The 17,505-nt window shown below is 45.0% G+C and carries 16 protein-coding genes and 1 tRNA gene; 13 read left to right on the top strand and 4 right to left on the bottom strand.

All coding sequences use genetic code 11. The features are described 5' to 3' along the window. Positions 1–39: 39 nt before the first annotated feature. Positions 40–594, top strand: a complete 555-nt coding sequence (locus CWI73_RS01910; protein ID WP_126751301.1) for a cell division protein ZapC domain-containing protein — start codon at positions 40–42, stop codon at positions 592–594. Positions 595–677: 83 nt separating this feature from the next. On the opposite strand, the gene CWI73_RS01915 is transcribed toward CWI73_RS01910, so the two are convergent. Then, positions 678–754, bottom strand: a tRNA-Met gene (locus CWI73_RS01915). Positions 755–945: 191 nt separating this feature from the next. On the opposite strand from CWI73_RS01915, the gene rlmKL reads away from it, so the two are divergent. The 5 genes from rlmKL (at position 946) to rmf (ending at position 7,333) form a co-directional block, all read left to right on the top strand. Then, entirely contained in the window at positions 946–3,063 is a 2,118-nt protein-coding gene (rlmKL, locus tag CWI73_RS01920) for a bifunctional 23S rRNA (guanine(2069)-N(7))-methyltransferase RlmK/23S rRNA (guanine(2445)-N(2))-methyltransferase RlmL (RefSeq protein WP_126751776.1), read from the top strand. After that, positions 3,063–3,302, top strand: coding sequence for a glutaredoxin family protein (locus tag CWI73_RS01925; protein ID WP_126751302.1), 240 nt, complete (start codon positions 3,063–3,065; stop codon positions 3,300–3,302). The genes rlmKL and CWI73_RS01925 overlap by 1 nt, the downstream gene beginning before the upstream one ends. Then, positions 3,299–5,251: an ATP-binding cassette ATPase Uup gene (uup, locus tag CWI73_RS01930; RefSeq protein WP_126751303.1), complete on the top strand. Its 1,953-nt coding sequence runs from the start codon at positions 3,299–3,301 to the stop codon at positions 5,249–5,251. The genes CWI73_RS01925 and uup overlap by 4 nt, the downstream gene beginning before the upstream one ends. 14 nt (positions 5,252–5,265) lie before the next feature. After that, positions 5,266–6,987: a DUF3466 family protein gene (locus CWI73_RS01935; RefSeq protein WP_126751304.1), complete on the top strand. Its 1,722-nt coding sequence runs from the start codon at positions 5,266–5,268 to the stop codon at positions 6,985–6,987. 169 nt (positions 6,988–7,156) lie between these two features. Beyond that, entirely contained in the window at positions 7,157–7,333 is a 177-nt protein-coding gene (rmf, locus tag CWI73_RS01940) for a ribosome modulation factor (RefSeq protein ID WP_053953642.1), read from the top strand. A 79-nt stretch (positions 7,334–7,412) separates the two neighbouring features. On the opposite strand, the gene fabA is transcribed toward rmf, so the two are convergent. The 3 genes from fabA to CWI73_RS01955 all read right to left on the bottom strand — a co-directional run bounded on the left by fabA (position 7,413) and on the right by CWI73_RS01955 (position 10,998). Then, entirely contained in the window at positions 7,413–7,925 is a 513-nt protein-coding gene (gene fabA, locus CWI73_RS01945; protein ID WP_053953643.1) for a 3-hydroxyacyl-[acyl-carrier-protein] dehydratase FabA, read from the bottom strand. An 89-nt stretch (positions 7,926–8,014) separates the two neighbouring features. Next, positions 8,015–9,931, bottom strand: coding sequence for an AAA family ATPase (locus CWI73_RS01950; protein ID WP_126751305.1), 1,917 nt, complete (start codon positions 9,929–9,931; stop codon positions 8,015–8,017). A gap of 155 nt (positions 9,932–10,086) precedes the next feature. Then, complete coding sequence (locus CWI73_RS01955; protein WP_126751306.1) at positions 10,087–10,998, bottom strand: LysR family transcriptional regulator; 912 nt, start codon at positions 10,996–10,998, stop codon at positions 10,087–10,089. Between the two features lie 116 nt (positions 10,999–11,114). Between CWI73_RS01955 and CWI73_RS01960 the strand changes: the two genes are divergently transcribed. The 7 genes from CWI73_RS01960 (at position 11,115) to CWI73_RS01990 (ending at position 17,505) form a co-directional block, all read left to right on the top strand. Then, on the top strand, positions 11,115–11,678 hold the full coding sequence (locus CWI73_RS01960) for an FMN-dependent NADH-azoreductase (RefSeq protein ID WP_126751307.1): 564 nt from the start codon (positions 11,115–11,117) through the stop codon (positions 11,676–11,678). A gap of 300 nt (positions 11,679–11,978) precedes the next feature. Next, positions 11,979–13,619 carry a methyl-accepting chemotaxis protein gene (locus tag CWI73_RS01965; protein WP_126751308.1) on the top strand — a complete coding sequence of 547 codons (1,641 nt, stop codon included), beginning with the start codon at positions 11,979–11,981 and terminating at the stop codon, positions 13,617–13,619. A 138-nt stretch (positions 13,620–13,757) separates the two neighbouring features. Continuing rightward, positions 13,758–15,194: a cytochrome-c oxidase, cbb3-type subunit I gene (ccoN, locus tag CWI73_RS01970; RefSeq protein ID WP_058579175.1), complete on the top strand. Its 1,437-nt coding sequence runs from the start codon at positions 13,758–13,760 to the stop codon at positions 15,192–15,194. An 11-nt stretch (positions 15,195–15,205) separates the two neighbouring features. After that, positions 15,206–15,826: a cytochrome-c oxidase, cbb3-type subunit II gene (ccoO, locus tag CWI73_RS01975; protein WP_126751309.1), complete on the top strand. Its 621-nt coding sequence runs from the start codon at positions 15,206–15,208 to the stop codon at positions 15,824–15,826. After that, positions 15,826–16,011, top strand: a complete 186-nt coding sequence (locus CWI73_RS01980) for a cbb3-type cytochrome oxidase subunit 3 (protein ID WP_126751310.1) — start codon at positions 15,826–15,828, stop codon at positions 16,009–16,011. The genes ccoO and CWI73_RS01980 overlap by 1 nt, the downstream gene beginning before the upstream one ends. Continuing rightward, positions 16,004–16,957, top strand: coding sequence for a cytochrome-c oxidase, cbb3-type subunit III (gene ccoP, locus CWI73_RS01985; protein WP_126751311.1), 954 nt, complete (start codon positions 16,004–16,006; stop codon positions 16,955–16,957). The genes CWI73_RS01980 and ccoP overlap by 8 nt, the downstream gene beginning before the upstream one ends. Positions 16,958–17,007: 50 nt before the next feature. Continuing rightward, entirely contained in the window at positions 17,008–17,505 is a 498-nt protein-coding gene (locus CWI73_RS01990) for a FixH family protein (RefSeq protein WP_126751312.1), read from the top strand.

Consider the following 17,505-nt stretch of genomic DNA (forward strand, 5'->3'; position numbering starts at 1 on the left):
ATTACTTCGCTCATACTAAGAAGAATAAAGGGCAAAAACGTGGAAACACAACCGCATTGGTTATGGTTATACAACAAAGAGTCCGGAGAGCTTTCTGTTAAGCTCTCAGAAGACAACTTATGCCAAATAGCGTATAAACCAAGCCAGCTAGTCAATATCCATTTTGAACATTCTGAGTTAGATATTGAGGATGCGACAGTATTTCAGTCAACGACCGAACTTCTTGAAGCCTACCCAAGCGATAAACTTCCGTGTGCTATTGATGATGCTGCATTACATGCAATGGCATGGAAGCGTTTTGGACGCCCCCAAATGCCACAAAGCTGGCATTTTCAAAAGTCAGACATAGCAGAATGGCCTGCAGAGCGTCGTTTATGTGAGCTCAACTCAGGGTTCGATCAAGATTTGTTTATGATTATAGATGCGGATGATGAGTTTGCATCCTGTGTCTTGCTTGACGAGTCTATGCAGTTGTCTGCCATTAAGACCATGCGCCAATTTCAAGTAATAAAAGTGACCTTAAATCGGTTACTACCTGCCACTATTGACTTAGCGATGTCATCACAGTCGTCCTGGGGACAGCGTTTAGCCTAAAGTTTTTGTGTTAGCTTTCAGGTATTCTTTTTGGAAGTAAATTTCAGAAGATTATTTAAAGAAGTTACTTTAGAAAGGATAATTGGTTGCGGGGGCAGGATTTGAACCTACGACCTTCGGGTTATGAGCCCGACGAGCTACCAGACTGCTCCACCCCGCGTCCGATGAGGCGAATACTATACCTGTCCTTCTCATAGCGCAAGCCTTATTTCACTTAACCGCTTACTATTCAGGCAAATTGGAGTTAAGTGCTTATTAATTGCTCATTTAAGGTTATTTCCCGGGTTATTAAAGACAGCCAAGTGGCTCTCCGTTATAATTGCGGTTTACTGAATGAACAAGTCGAAATTTATGCATCGTTTTTTTATCGCCTGTGCCAAAGGGCTCGAAGAGCTACTTCACGAAGAATTGCAGGCTTATGAATTACCTTATTTAAAACAAACATTTGCCGGTTGCTATATCGATGCTTCTTTAGAGCAGGCCTACCGCATTGTTATGTGGTCTCGTTTAGCAAGCCGTATGTTACTCCAGTTAGGTGAGCACGAACCCAGCAGCCTGGATGACATAAAACTGACACTGACTCAGTTTAACTGGCAAAGTGTCTTTAGTAATAATGAAACCTTTATCGTGGACTTTTCCGGTGGTAATGACGATATTCGTCATACTCAGTTTGGTGCGCAATTGGTAAAAGACTGTATTGTCGACTACTTCCGAAATAAAGGCTTAGCCAGACCCAACATAGAAAAAGAACAGCCCGATATTCGTATTGCGGTTCGTCTGCACAAAGGAAAACTGGTGTGGTCGTTAGACTTCTCCGGTGACGGTATGCACAAACGTGGTTATCGCACAGAGCAGGGGGCGGCGCCGCTGCGCGAAACCTTAGCGGCAGCAATTCTTATTCGCTCTGGTATTAAAACCGAGCTAGAAAAACCTCAACCCGCTATTTTCGATCCTTTCTGTGGCTCAGGCACTTTGCTTATTGAGGCTGCGATGATGGCCTGTGATCACGCCCCCGGCCTTGGCCGCGGACACTGGGGCTTCCTGCGCTGGAAAGGACATGACACCGCCGCTTGGCACAATGTGTTAGACGACGCGGAAGAGCGCTTTAAGATTGGCAAGGCTGCTTTCAAAGGCACCATTAAAGGTTCTGATAGCAGCGGACGAATGATATCAATAGCCCGCAGTAACGCGAGTCGCGTACTATTGAATAACGTTATTGAATGGGAAGAACGTGACGCAACAGACCTGGAAGCCCCTGCTGAATCAGGCTTGTTGGTTACAAACCCGCCTTACGGTGAGCGTTTAGGTGAGGTCGTTGAGACCTTATTGCTTTACCAGCGTTTCGGACAGACATTAAAAGAGAACTTTCACAACTGGCAGTTATCAATACTTGCCGGTGACGAGCAACTGCTGAAGCGTTTACGGCTTAGAAGTCATAAGAAATATTCGTTACTAAATGGTGCTATCCCAGTCACTTTAGCGCTTTATGACTTAACCAAAGAGCAGCCAGACTTTACAGAAAGTAAAAGTAATGACCTATTAAATAGACTTAAAAAGAATTATTCAAAACTTCGCAAGTGGGCTGACAAAGAAGAGCTGGATTGTTGGCGTGTCTATGACGCTGATATTCCTGAGTACAATGCTGCTATTGATATCTATGGCGACTACTTAGTTGTTCAGGAATATGCCGCTCCTAAAACAGTGCCAGATGGCGTCGCAAATGATCGTTTGTGGTTCATGCTGGAAACTTTAAGTGAAGCTCTGCCATTTGATGAAAGCAATATTGTATTAAAGCGACGCCAGCGCCAGAGCGGTCGTCAGCAGTATGAGAAACGTTCTCAAGAGAGTAAAATACTGACTGTTCATGAATATGGGGCTCGCTTCGAGGTGAACTTAACCGATTACCTCGACACGGGATTGTTTATGGATCACCGCTTAGTTCGCAAGGAGCTTTTGGACAAGTGTAATGAACTCGATGTTCTAAACCTTTTTGCGTATACCTGCACTGCGTCGGTTCAGGCCGCCAGAAGCGGGGCGAAACGAGTCGTTTCGGTTGATATGTCGAACACTTACCTTAAATGGGGTGAACGCAACTTCGAACTTAACAATTTGCGTGGCGACTATGATTTTATTCAAGCTGACTGCTTTAGCTGGATGCGGGAGCAAAGAGGGAAGCATGCATTTGATGTAATCTTCCTGGATCCACCAACGTTCAGCAACTCCAAGCGAATGACGGGCACACTGGATATACAGCGTGATCACGTCGGGTTGATAAAAACTGCGGCAAACTTGCTGCACGACGATGGTGTCATCTTGTTTTCTAATAACCGCAAGAAGTTCAAAATTGACGTCGAAGGCTTGGAAAAAGCCGGTTTTGAAGTTAACGACCAAACGCAGGCGTCTATACCTGAAGACTTCAAGCGACATAAAGGCATACACCATTATTTTATTATTTCCCGGGCGCACTAATGTCGGCAGTTTACCTATTAACTAAGCCCAATTGCCCGCTATGCACACAAGCGTTGCAAATGCTGCATCAGTTGGTATTAGAGGATCCAGTAGAGCTTGGGGTCGTCGATATTTCGGAACAAGACGACTTACAAGAAGAATATGGCTGGCTCGTGCCTGTATTCGTGAAAGCTAACGATGACAGTGAACTTCGTTGGCCATTTGATGAAAAGCAATTATTGGAGTTTATTGAGCAATGAGTTTGTTGCGAGTTCAGGATGCTCATTTAGCCTTTGGCGCAGATGCCATTCTTGATGGCGTCGCTTTTACTGTTGAAGCCGGTGAGCGCATCTGTCTGGTAGGGCGTAATGGCGCAGGTAAGTCGACATTACTAAAGGCAATTGACGGTGAGGTTACTTTAGATTCGGGTAGTGTGCAGTGGATAGGTGATACTAAAGTGTCACGTTTACCTCAGGATCCTCCCGCTCAGTCTACGCAAAAAATTTATGATTATGTTGCTGAAGGCTTAGCCGAAACCGGAAAGCTATTATCGGAATATCATGAACTTTCCGAACAGCTGGCTGATGCAGCACATAGCGAAAAGGTATTACAAGACTTAGAAAGAGTTCAGACCGCTCTTGATGCCTGCAACGGATGGCAAATGGCCACTCGCATAGAACAAACATTAACGCGTTTGCAGCTACCTGCTGACGACACCATGGCTTCATTGTCTGGTGGTTGGTTAAGACGTGTTGCTTTAGCGCGCGCTTTGGTTGTTGACCCAGACCTGTTATTGCTGGATGAACCGACTAACCATTTAGATATTGAAATGGTTCGTTGGCTGGAAGAGCAAATTGTCGCGTTTAAAGGGGCTGTGTTGTTTATCAGTCACGACCGCGCATTTATTAGACGTCTTGCCACTCGAATTATTGACCTCGACCGCGGTCTATTAACCAGCTATGCAGGTAATTATGACAATTACCTGGTTAAGAAAAACGAAGCGCTGGAAGTTGAGGCGGCTCAAAACGCCGAGTTTGACAAAAAACTTGCACAAGAAGAAGCCTGGATTCGGCAGGGAATAAAAGCGCGACGTACGCGTAATGAAGGACGGGTAAGGGCGTTACAAGATTTACGCAAGCAGAGACAACAGCGCCGTGAACTCCAGGGCAAGGCGAATTTATCCGTTAACGAGTCACAACGTTCCGGTAAGAAAGTCTTTGAAGGCGAAAATATGTCACTGGCGTTTGGAGAACAACAAATCATTAGCGATCTCGATTTGTTGCTCATGCGTGGTGACAAAGTTGCTTTTGTTGGCCCCAATGGTTGTGGAAAGAGTACCTTAATTAAGGTTATTTTGGGTGACCAACCGGTGGACTCTGGCGTCGTGCGTTTAGGAACAAACCTGGAAGTTGCTTATTTTGATCAACATAGAGCACAACTCGATCCAGCTCAGTCTGTTATGGACAACGTGGGGGATGGTAAACAGGATATAGAGTTCCAGGGGCGTCCACGACATATTCTAAGCTATTTACAGGACTTCTTATTTACACCGAAACAGGCGCGGACGCCGGTTAGTGCGCTGTCGGGTGGTGAACGTAACCGAGCTCTTCTGGCAAAGATACTGCTAAAACCAAGCAATATTTTGGTACTCGATGAGCCTACCAACGACTTAGATATTGAAACGCTGGAACTTTTAGAGCAGATCATTGCGAATTACGAAGGTACGGTACTCTTAGTTAGCCACGACCGTGAATTTGTCGACAATACCGCAACCAGTGTTTTGTATTTCGAAGGTGGGGGCGTCATAACCGAGATAGTGGGTGGCTTTACAGAGCTTGAGCACTACCTAAACAACAAAGCACCTACAGCTAAGGCAGATTCTTCTAAAACTAAGGGAACCAAAGCCCCAACAAAAGAGTCTGATTCGAACGAAAAACAAGAATCGAATACACAAAAATCGGTTAAAGGTTCAGCCAAGCCGCGTAAAAAGTTATCCTACAAACTACAGCGTGAGCTGGAAGCTTTGCCGCAAGTTATTGCTGAAAAAGAAGCGCGACTGGAAAAATTACAAGAATCAATCAATGAAGCCGGGTTTTTTGAACAACCGCTAGAGAAAACAGAGCCTGTGATGAACGAAATTACTGAGCTGGAAGAGCAGCTCATGCAGGATCTTGAGCGTTGGGAAGAACTCGAAAACTTATCAGAATAGAGTAGTTATTAATAATGAAAACATTTACAACAAGAGCTGTTACTGCCGCTATTTTGTCATCGCTGTCACTGTCAGCTGCCGCTGACTTGTATCAGGTAGAAGAAGTGCCGACAGCGGACAACTTCCGTCATAGCTTTGCCAGAGATATTAACGCTCAAAATTTTGTGGTGGGTGTTTCGCGCTTACCAGAAACCGCAGAAATTGACTTTGAGCGCTTGGGAATTGAAGACCCGGACACTCTAACTGACGAGCAAATTGTTAACTTTATTCGTAATCTTGCAAACGAAAGCTCTTCAGAAACGCAAAGACAGCGTATAGGGCTTAATCAAGCATTCTATTTTGATACGACACCCCAACCGGTAGAACCTATACCACCAACAGGTGAGCAATGGGCAGACAGTACAGACAGCTTTTTCTACAGCATAAACAATGCTAACTCGGCTGTGGGTTACAGTACAGCGCCTTACGAGCTTATTGAGTATACCTACACCGATGGCGACGGTGAGGAGCAAACGCGAGAGTATTTTGTCTCTGACTTTATTACCCGTGGTGTTTGGTTTAACAATGGTCAGATGAATCGAATTGAGCCTTCTAATGAAGCCGGAGCTCAGTACTTGGGCGGTGAAACCGCGTTAATGGATATTAACGACTCAGGTTTAGCAGCCGGTTATGCGAGTGTGGCAGTCAGCCCTTTAGCTGAAGAGCGAATTGCTGACTGTACGCCTGAAGACGAAGAAACCATAGTTACAGCTCCTGTGGAAGTTTGCGCATGGAATACCTGGTTCTCCTTAAAAAATAGTGCAGCCGGTAATATTGAACCTTTTCGCTTCAGCTTTTATTCCCGAAGAAGCAATAGCGGCTCCTTTAGAGCCAACCGCTCTATCTACGACGTTCGCGGCTTCTTATGGCAGTTAGACGCCAGTGGTAACGTTGTTGGTGAACCACAGCGGCTAGGCACCTTAATGCCTCGCAAAGAAGACGATAAAAACGACTTTTCGAGCTATGCATACACGGTGAATAACAACGGTATAGCAGGTGGCCAGAGTTGGACGTATCACCCTGACTTAGACGCGATAAAAATGCCGGCTATTTTTGTTGAAGGCGAAGCCTTAGCGGTAACAGAAGACACAAAATATCGTTGGGGTTCGGTCAATGATATTAACGATAATAACGTTGCGACGGGTTACCTTGCCGAAGTTATTTCGTCTAAGCTGAGAACTACCGGCTTCATTTATAGTGTGGACAACGAACAGCTTACAACCTTACCGGGGTTCTTCACTGGCTCATCTACAGTCGCTAATGCTATTAATGATGACGGTATTGTGGTCGGGACTGGAGAAGTTGAAGCGACCTTAGCGACTCGCGACAGAGCTGGATTTATGTTCGACTCAACAGAAGAGGGCGCTGAGTTTATTAATTTGAACGATACAATAAGCTGTGACGAACCTTACAATATTATTGAAGCGAACAGCATCAACGACAGTGGTGTTATTGTTGCAACCGCACTCAAATCTGAAGAGTACACTGACAGCGAAGGGGAAACTCAAACACGCGACGTGGTCGTTACGGTGAAACTTGACCCTTCGGCAGCTGATGGCGAGCTAAACGACTGTACCCAACAAGAAAACCGTGTTGAAAGACAAGGTGCAAGTTTAGGTCTTGGCACGTTGCTCGGCTTTATGGGGTTAGGCGCACTTATTTCTGTATTTCGCCGTAAATCAAAAATTAATAGCTAAACGTTCTATATAAAAAAGTGGCAGAGTTTCAATTCGTTAAAAAATGTCAACTGAGACTCTGCCACTTTTACAATTGAACTCTCTCCAAATAAGTCTATCAATAGTAGAGAGGCATTAATAAAAAGCCTCTTTAAAAGAACAACTGTGAACAACAGGCGAGGATAGATTTATGAAAAGACAAAAACGCGATCGCTTTGAAAGAGCTCACACTCAAGGCTTTAAAGCCGGCTTACATGGGCGTTCGAAAGATAACTGTCCTTATCAAACTCAAGACGAGTTTAGGTCGCATTGGTTAGGTGGCTGGAGAGACGCCATGGAAGCAAGGAATACCGGCTTGTTTCGCTAATTTGTCATTCCTTTAAAGGAGAAACGCCGATAGTTGTCGCTATCGGCGTTTTTGTTTTAAGCAGACTTATGTCGTGCAATTAAAACGTTGAAGTATCAGTAAATAATCCGACTTTTAAGTCTTTCGCAGTGTAAATCTCACGGCCATCAACTTCAACACGGCCGTCGCCAACGCCCATGAACAGCTTGCGTTTTATAACGCGTTTCATATCAATGTAATAACTGACTTTCTTATGCTCAGGCAGAATTTGTCCAGTAAACTTAACTTCGCCAACGCCTAATGCACGACCGCGACCGGGACCGCCTGACCATGCCAGGTGAAAGCCCAGCAATTGCCACATTGCGTCTAAGCCTAAGCATCCCGGCATGACTGGGTCACCAATAAAGTGACACTGGAAAAACCAAAGATCAGGGTTAATATCTAATTCTGCGTGAATATAGCCTTTGCCATGAGCGCCGCCATCTTCGCTAATCTCGACGATTCTATCCATCATTAACATATCAGGGGCGGGTAGCTTGCTGTTACCTGGACCAAACATTTCACCGCGGCTGCAAGCCAGCAGCTCTTCACGAGTAAAGCTCGACTGATTCATAAAAACCTTAAGTAATTGAAAAAACTGTGCAGCAGTTTAGCGTACAGCTGTACGCTAAACAAATCCGACAAGTGTTTATGAGGGAAGAATTAAGAAAAAAGTCGACGCCAAAAGCCAATAGGTTGACCTGATTCATCATCTTCCAAGGTATTTTCTTTTACCTTTTGGAAAAAATTATCCGCCCTGCAGGAAGAGAGTATCTCTAATGCTTCCTCAACGTGAGCCACAGCATAGATGTGGAAGTTCCCTTGTTTTACCGCGTCAATGACTTCCTCGTTCAAGTTCAGTTGGTGCTTATTGGAAACAGGAATAATGACGCCTTGTTCGCCATTTAAACCACGCTCTTTGCACAATGCGTAGTAGCCTTCAATCTTTTCGTTAACGGCACCAATAGATTGCACGTTACCGAACTGATCCACAGCACCAGTTATGGCTAATGATTGTTTCAGCGGAATGTTAGCTAACGCAGACATTAAACAGCACAGTTCACCTAAAGATGCACTGTCACCATCGACCTCATAATAGGACTGCTCAAAGACAACTGTCGCAGACACCGAGAGCGGCGCGTACCTTGCAAATTGGTTTGCTAAATAGGCGCTGAGAATCATCACGCCTTTTGTATGAATATTTCCGGACAAGTCTGACTTACGTTCAATATCAATAATATCGCCGTCGCCATAATGGATAGTCGCGGTAATTCGCGAAGGTTCGCCAAACTCGCTACCGCCCATAGTTACAACCGTAAGGCCGTTTAGCTGACCAACGGCTTCGCCATGAGTATCAATACGAACCTGCTGCTCAAGTATGCTGCGACGACTAAGCTCGGCTAAATTGCCTTCGCGATCACGCTGTTGCTGTAAAGCGTCATCAATAGCTTGCTTATCAATTTCTGTTTGGTGACGCTCTAAAGCACAACTGTTAGCTTCTCTGAGTACTTGCAACAAACGCACGGAGTTTAGCGTCAGCTCCTGCTGATAGTCAGTGTATCGCGCGCAAACCTTTAGTAGTCCCGCGTAACCGCTGTGGCTTAACGGTAAAACATCAGCAATTTGCCAAACGTAATTAAGGTAATTGAAGTAGGGGGCGACAGGCTCATTCTGAGTGGCATAATGCCCATGAAAGTCGGCTAAAAATGGAAAGAAATGATCAAAGTCTTCATCGTACTCACGCAACTGAGCGTATTCGTTACGAGAGCCCAGTAATACAACTTTTAAGTTCACCGGAACCGGCTCGGGACGGTAAAAAAACGCCGTGCCAGAGTCTGGTTTTGCTGGTGACCATTCCAGTTCACCACTCTCTATAACGTTTTTCAAGCGCTTCCAAAGCTTAATGTCTTCTAAAAGTTCTGCGACTTCAATGGCTAAAACGCCACCATTGGCTTTATGAATAAGTCCAGGCTCAATGAGATGAAGCTCTGAACGAACAGTTCCTTCAATAGCCTGCACGCCAATGTGTCCAAATAGCCGCTCTTCAGTCACGCGATCACAATAATAGTAAGGAGCAGGGTGCTTGTGTGCGACTAAAATACTGGCCAGTTGTTCGCCTTGAATGTCCTCAGGCGCAACATCTCGTATTTGTTGCATAAAGTCACGCAGTTTGTGCGTGTCATAGGTTTGAGTTATTTCTTTATAGGCTTCTTCGCGATTCTCCTTGGGTAAATTAATGAATGCCCAAACCGCTTCTAAAAATGACTCAGCAGAGCCTGACGGAATATTAACCGCAACAGGTCGAAGAGCATCTTTTGGATTCGCCATATAAATCCAATCGTACCAACTGGAGTGTTCCCATTGGTGCTCATTAAAATATGCATTCAGTACATCACGCTTTAAAATGCCAGGTGAAAACAATGCATAGATATTTGAATACGTGCCGTATTGCTGCAGCGCATCACCAAATGCTTTAGTTGCTCTTGATTGACCAACTAATGGGTTCTCGCTCAACTTTTCTGGAAAACTTTCCAACCAAGTTTCAATGTCCGGCTGCAAAGCCTTGTAATCTAATTTCATAAAACCGTCTCTTTATTATCTATGAGCGCATGATACCAGAATTCCTGAGTAACCGATGATTTGGGCCGTAAAACGCCATATTAGATGATTACGTATAATGTATATTATGTTAAATAAGATATATAAAAGGATAATCAAGGCGGTAAGCGCTAACTTTAAAACGTGTGCTCTGCTACTTCAGGAAGTTTTTCAGCAAGAAAATCTATTAAGGTTCTTACCGCAGGTTTAAGTCCACGGCGATGAGAATATGTCATGTGCATAATGCCAACCGGTAAGTTCCAGTTTGGTAGTAACTGAACAAGCAGCCCTTCAGATACCGCTTGCTGTCCTATGTAATTTGGCAATGCGACAATTCCCTGGTTATTAATGGCGGCTTCTTTTAACAGAATCATGTCGTCGCTAATCAGTTTCGGCTGGAAATTAATTTGCTGCTTGTCGCCTTGTTCATTGGTTAGCTGATAATGGTAACGACCGCTGGTGTAATGCAAACTGAGTTGTGGGTGTTGTATTAAGTCCTGGGGCTCTTTAACCGGCTGCGCGTTTAACAGCTCAGGAGAAATAAACAAACTCGATGGCGACTCTGTTAATGGTCGGGCAATTAACGAGGAGTCTTCAATATACGGACGTACGCGAAGCGCAATGTCGATATTTTCATCAATTAGGTTAACCGGCCTATTGGTAGCAATGACATTAAGCTGCACTTCGGGATATTTATCCATAAACTCTGGTAGTACTTTGACCAGTAAACTTTGGCTGATTGCATACGGACAACTTATATTGACACGACCTCTGGGCTTTTCTAACAATGCCTGAGTCACCATTTGCGCAGACTCAGCTGCATCAACTAATGATTCGCAATGCACCAAGAATGCTTCGCCAACGTCAGTAAGCTTTAACCCTGACCGTCCCCTATTTACAAGACGTACGCCCTGCTCTTTCTCTAGCTGACTAAGCCTGCGGCTTATGGTCGACTTCGGTAGCTCTAATTCTCTTGCCGCCTCATTAATACTGCCGGCGCGCACCGTGCGGGCGAATAAATAGTAATTCGCAATATTGGGTATAGACATAAGTGTTCTAATTTTGGAACGTTTAATCCCATTTTATCGTCTTTTCATTTAATTCGGAACACGTAGTATTAACGCCAACATTATGAATAAGGTAAGACTTAAAGGAGCTATACCCTATGAACGTATTGCATTTAGACTCTGGTATTTTTGTTGAAGGCTCAGTGAGCCGTCAGTTAAGTGCTGACATTATTAAGAAGCTACAAGCCGAAAGCGATATTTCGGTAAAACACCGTGACTTAGTGACTGACGCTATTCCGCACTTAGGCGCTGATGAATTGTTAGCTGAAGATAAGCCATTAATTAACGAACTGATTGAAGAGCTCAAAAACGCCGATGTTTTAGTCATTGGCGCCCCTATGTACAACTTCACTATTCCTACACAGCTTAAAGCCTGGATCGATCGGGTATTGCAGGCAGGCGTAACCTTCCGTTATACCGAAAATGGTCCTGAAGGTTTGCTGGAAGGCAAAAAAGCCTATATTGCTTCAGGTCGTGGCGGTGTCTATTCAAGCGGCGACGCGAGTGCGCTTGATCACCAGGAAGCTTACCTAAAAACCGCACTGTCTTTTATCGGCATTACCGATGTTGAAGTCGTTCGTGCTGAAGGCCTAAACATGGGTGATGAGGCACGAGAGCAAGGTTTGTCGAATGCTCAGTCACAAGTAGCAGACATTGCCTAGTTTGCAAACGGTCGGCGAATTGCGAAGGTGACAAAACCAATCAATTCGCCACTTCGATAAAGTTATTTATAATTAACATTAGGTAAATTAAATAGCCACTTGTAGATGGATAAGTCAAACCCAACCACAAACAAACCTGTCGCCAGATAGTTTGATGAACAACCTTGCCAGATTAGACGTCAAGCACCATAAACGGTGGTTTTATCAGCAAGTTCTTTGACTTTGGTCTACTTTTCTTTGTGTAAAGAAAAGGTAAATTAAGACGATATAAAGACATACTTTAAAAGTTAAGGAACGGCAATGAAATTAATACAGCGTCTTAGCATCACGCAGAGGCTGGTAACCTTACTCGGTATCGCCGCCTTTGGCACCGCCTTAATGGTGGCATTTATGATGTTTATTTTAAACGGACTTTTAATAGACGAAGAAAAGCGAAAGCTGGATGCTGTATTAGATTCGGCTCACACCATTGTTAACTACTATTACGAACAAGTTGAAAGCGGCGACTTAACCGAAGAAGAAGCCCGACAGCAAGCGTTTAACAGGCTAGACGATATTCGTTACGAAGGTGCAGAGTATATTTTTACTCTCAACCGCCAAGGTGAAATGGTTCAGCACCCTTTTACTAAATCCCTGGTTGGCAAAAATGTGTTGTCTTACGAAGATCCAGAGGGCACTCGTTTATTTCAGGAGATGGTTAATAAAGCTCGCTCAAGTGAACAAGGCACAGTCGAATACATTTGGCAAAAAGGCAGTGATACCAATAACCTAGTGCCCAAAATTAGCCGAATTCGCGTCTTCGAACCTTGGAACATTATTCTTGGTACTGGTCAGTATACCGATAATATTGCGGCTATGTTATGGCAGGAATTCTTTAAGCTCGCTGGTCTTGCGCTGGTGCTTGCTGTTCCTTTAATGCTTTTATTTATACTGATCATTCGCTCAATCACTCGCCCGCTTAAAACCATCAACAGCGCCATGGTTGATATTGCTGAAGGTGAAGGTGACTTAACGCGTCGTTTAAACGACTCTGGCTCGGACGAGCTTGCCAGACTCGCAGCTTCGTTTAATACCTTCGTGCATAAAATTCAGCAGCTTGTGCAAAGTGTTCAAGAAAGCGCCCAACGTGAAAGTGAAGCAGCTGAAAAACTCACGGATCTTTCAGCTACCAGTCGGCGTCAAAGCGACGAGCTTAGCTCGCAAACAGGCTCTGTTGCTACGGCTATTACAGAGCTTTCATCGTCCGCGGCTGAAGTGGCTGAACACGCACGTCAGGCGGCAGACTCAGCGAACACGGCAGATGAAGAAGCTGGCCGCTCTGCTGTTATCGTGCGCGAGTCAGTGAATAACATTGAAGCACTGACTAATGAACTTAAGAAGGCCGGTGACCAGGCCCGCCTACTCCAGGACGGTTCGGAAAAAATTGGCAATATTCTTGGAGTCATAGTCGCTATTGCCGAACAGACCAACTTATTGGCACTAAATGCCGCTATTGAAGCGGCGCGTGCCGGTGAGGCCGGTCGTGGATTCGCGGTTGTTGCTGACGAAGTCAGAACGTTAGCAACTCGAACACAACACTCAACCGATGAAATTTCAGGCATTGTTGACAGCATTCAGGGCGCCATAAAAGACGTTAGCCAAATCATTACAGACGTTGAGGGTCGTTCAGCTTCGACCAATGAAGAAGCGCTGAAAGCCGAGCAAGCTATCGGTCAAATACAGGAAGCGGTTGCCAACATCTCAACCATGAACGTGCAAATTGCTTCAGCTACTGACGAGCAAAGCCGAGTCACAAAAGATCTCAACGAAAATATCACAGGTATTTCAGACCTTTCCCACGCTAACCAAGAAGCAAACGCTCAAGTTGCTGAAGTCAGTCAGAACTTAAACAAGAACAGTGTTGATTTAAGTCAACTTGTGAGCCGCTTTAAAACGCAGTAACCTTGAAAGTTATGGGGATACTGGCAATATCCCCCTGTACCTTTTAGAACATAAAGCGTAAAATATAGGTACTTTTACAAGGAGTGTGTCTGGTAAAAGTCTCCTTTTTCCTGATCTTAATCATTGCGGATTTAAAAGATGAGTCAAACTATTCCACAACAACCGAACGAATATAATATGAAGGTCGTCCGGCAGTTTACTGTCATGACCATTATTTGGGGTATCGTCGGTATGGCGTTAGGTGTGTTAATTGCAGCCCAGCTCGTCTGGCCTGAACTTAACTTTAATACACCTTGGCTAACCTACTCACGTCTTCGCCCTCTTCATACCAACGCTGTTATTTTTGCGTTTGGTACTAGTGCGCTTTTTGCCACCTCTTATTACGTGGTGCAAAAAACCTGTAAAGTGAGTCTTTTCTCAGACAAACTTGCTGCCTTTACCTTCTGGGGTTGGCAAGCCGTTATTGTTGCAGCAGTTATTACGCTGCCGCTAGGTTTAACCAGTACCAAAGAATACGCTGAGCTTGAATGGCCAATCGATATTCTTATCGCTATTGTCTGGATTGCTTACCTCATCGTATTTTTTGGGACATTAGCCATTCGTAAAACCTCGCATATTTATGTTGCGAACTGGTTTTACGGCGGCTTTATTGTTGTTATTGCGATGCTCCATATCGTTAACAGTCTGGCAGTACCGGTAGACTTCACTAAGTCGTACTCTATGTACTCAGGTGCGGTCGATGCCATGGTTCAATGGTGGTACGGACACAACGCCGTTGGCTTCCTGCTGACTGCAGGTTTCCTGGGTATGATGTATTACTTCGTACCGAAACAAGCTGAGCGCCCTGTTTACTCGTATCGCTTATCTGTTGTTCACTTCTGGGCACTTATTTCACTGTATATTTGGGCTGGCCCTCACCACTTGCACTACACTGCACTACCTGACTGGACTCAGTCGGTTGGTATGGTCATGTCGGTTATCCTGTTCGTGCCATCTTGGGGCGGCATGATAAACGGTATCATGACACTTTCAGGTGCTTGGCATAAATTGCGTACTGATCCAATCTTACGCTTCTTAATTGTGTCACTGTCGTTCTACGGCATGTCGACCTTTGAAGGTCCAATGATGGCAATTAAATCGGTTAACGCCCTGTCTCACTATACGGACTGGACGGTTGGTCACGTACACTCAGGCGCACTTGGCTGGGTTGCAATGATCACCATTGGCTCTATGTACTACTTAGTACCTCGCCTGTTTAACCAAAAAGAAATTCACAGCATTAAATTAGTGAACGTGCATTTCTGGTTACACACTATCGGTGTTGTTTTCTACATCGTCTCTATGTGGATTTCAGGTGTTATGCAAGGTCTAATGTGGCGTGCAACTAACTCTGACGGAACTCTCACCTACAGCTTTGTTGAAAGTGTTCAGGCGTCTTACCCGTTCTGGACTGGCCGCTTTATTGGTGGTGTCTTCATTGTCGTAGGTATGTTGTTAATGGCATATAACTGTTATAAAACCATTCGTGCTGGCCGTCGTGAGACTGCCGCAGGCAACGTCGTACAAACAGCCTGAGGGGGAAGGAAATGAGTCGCTTTAAACACGAATTTGTTGAAAAGAACTTAGGCTGGCTGTCTATTTTCATGATAATCGCAGTATCGATTGGTGGTTTGGTTGAAATTACACCGCTGTTATTTCAGAACCAGACTAACGAGCCTATTAAAGGCTTGAAGCCATACACTGCGCTTGAACTTGAAGGTCGTGACATTTATATCCGTGAGGGTTGTCACACTTGCCATAGCCAAATGATTCGTCCATTCCGTGCGGAAACCGAGCGCTATGGTCATTACTCATTAGCCGGTGAGCACGTATGGGAGTTCCCATTCTTGTGGGGCTCGAAACGTACAGGTCCTGATCTCGCTCGTGTCGGTGGACGTTATAGCGATGAATGGCATTATGTTCATTTAATGAACCCACGCAATGTAGTGCCTGAATCAAATATGCCAGCGTTCCCTTGGCTAGCTGAGAACACATTAACTGGCGAGAAAACTGCGAAGAAAATGGAAGTCATGCGTTCTCTTGGCGTTCCGTATACCGATGAAGACATCGCCGGCGCGAAAGAAGCTGTCCAGGGCGAAACTGAAATGAATGCACTTATTGCGTACCTTCAGTCGCTGGGCACCGCTCTTCAGCAGGCCGATAAATAATGGATTACGGAACTTGGCGCGGCGTGTTTAGCTTGGTCATTCTGGCAATTTTTATTGCCATTGTGTTCTGGGCTTTCAGCCGCCGCAGTAAAAAACAATTTGATGAAGCCGCCAACTCTATTTTTGAGGACGAGACTTCATCAACGACTAATAGCGACAAACCGGAGTCGAAGAAAGATGAGTAGCTTCTGGAGTGCATGGATCATTGTTTTAACGCTAGGCCTTTTATTCGTTCTTGTCTGGCTACTGCGTTGGAACATGAAAAACTACACACACATCGAAGAAGGTCAGGAAATGGACCACGAATTCGATGGTATTGTAGAAATGAATAACCCTCTGCCTAAATGGTGGACGTATCTGTTTTGGGCGTGTTTTGCCTGGGGCTTTATATACTTAGCGCTGTACCCTGGCCTGGGTAACTTCCAGGGTCTACTGGGCTGGAAGAGCTCGAATCAGGATATCCAGTCATTGGAAGAGTCACGTCAGGCAATGCAGGCGTCTCAGGACAATGGGATGATAGTAGAGTACGACCGCGCGGTACGTGATGCAGAAGAAAAGTACGGCCCCATCTTTGAAGCCTATGCTCAGCAACCTATTGAAGAGTTGGCTCATAACGAAGATGCGCTCGATGTAGGGCAACGCTTGTTCCTGCAAAACTGTGCTCAATGCCACGGCTCTAATGCTATGGGTGGTCAAGGCTTCCCTAATTTAACGGACAATGATTGGCTGTATGGCGGAGAACCACATAACATCAAAACGTCTATTTTAGATGGTCGCCAAGGAAATATGGCTGCCTTTGGTGAGCAGTTTAGTGACCAGCAAATTACAGAGCTTGCTAACTATGTTGCAAGTCTAAGTGGTCGCGACCGTGACCCTGACTTGGTTGAAGCTGGCAAAGCAAACTTTGCGGTTTGTAGTGCCTGCCACGGTGCTGATGGTACCGGCAACCAGCAGTTGGGTGCACCTAACTTAACAGACAATGTCTGGCTTTACGGTGGCTCTATTAATAAAATAGAAGAAACCATCAAATATGGTCGTAATGGCGTAATGCCTGCCTGGAAAGATATTCTGGGTGAGGATAAAATACACGTCATATCGGCTTATGTTTACTCGCTCTCTGACGACGAGTAAAAAGAAATCACAAGCCCCGCTACGGCGGGGTTTTTTGTAAGAGGTTTACTATGCAACAACCTTGGTATAAGCAGTTCTGGCCTTGGTTTCTCATCTCATTACCTGTCACCGTCATGATCGTTTGCGGAGTCATTATTTACCTATCCGTAAGTCAGGGAAACTTCTCAATGGTCGTTGATGACTATTACAAACGTGGCAAAACGATAAACGCTATTATTGAGCATGTCGAAGAAGCGCAACGGCGTAATATAAGCTTTGAGTTTACAGCTCAAAACGGCTCATTTAAGTTACGGTACAGAACTGGAAAACCGGAAGAACTCAGTGCGTTAAAAGTGCACTTTGTTCACGCTACCCAAGCGTCAAAAGATTTCGACATAATGATGACAGGCGGTGCGGACGGAACCTACCGAGCGGACATTCCGGAAAATATTGATGGTAAATGGACCATTACGGTTGAACCTTTCGATGGCGTATGGAAAGTCAGCGAAAAGTATCAGTTACCTAAGTCCGAATTTACCCCGCTACGCCCTCTTCTTTATGGCGTTTAA

This window comes from Idiomarina piscisalsi, assembly GCF_003987095.1.
Taxonomy (GTDB): Bacteria; Pseudomonadota; Gammaproteobacteria; order Enterobacterales; family Alteromonadaceae; genus Idiomarina; species Idiomarina piscisalsi.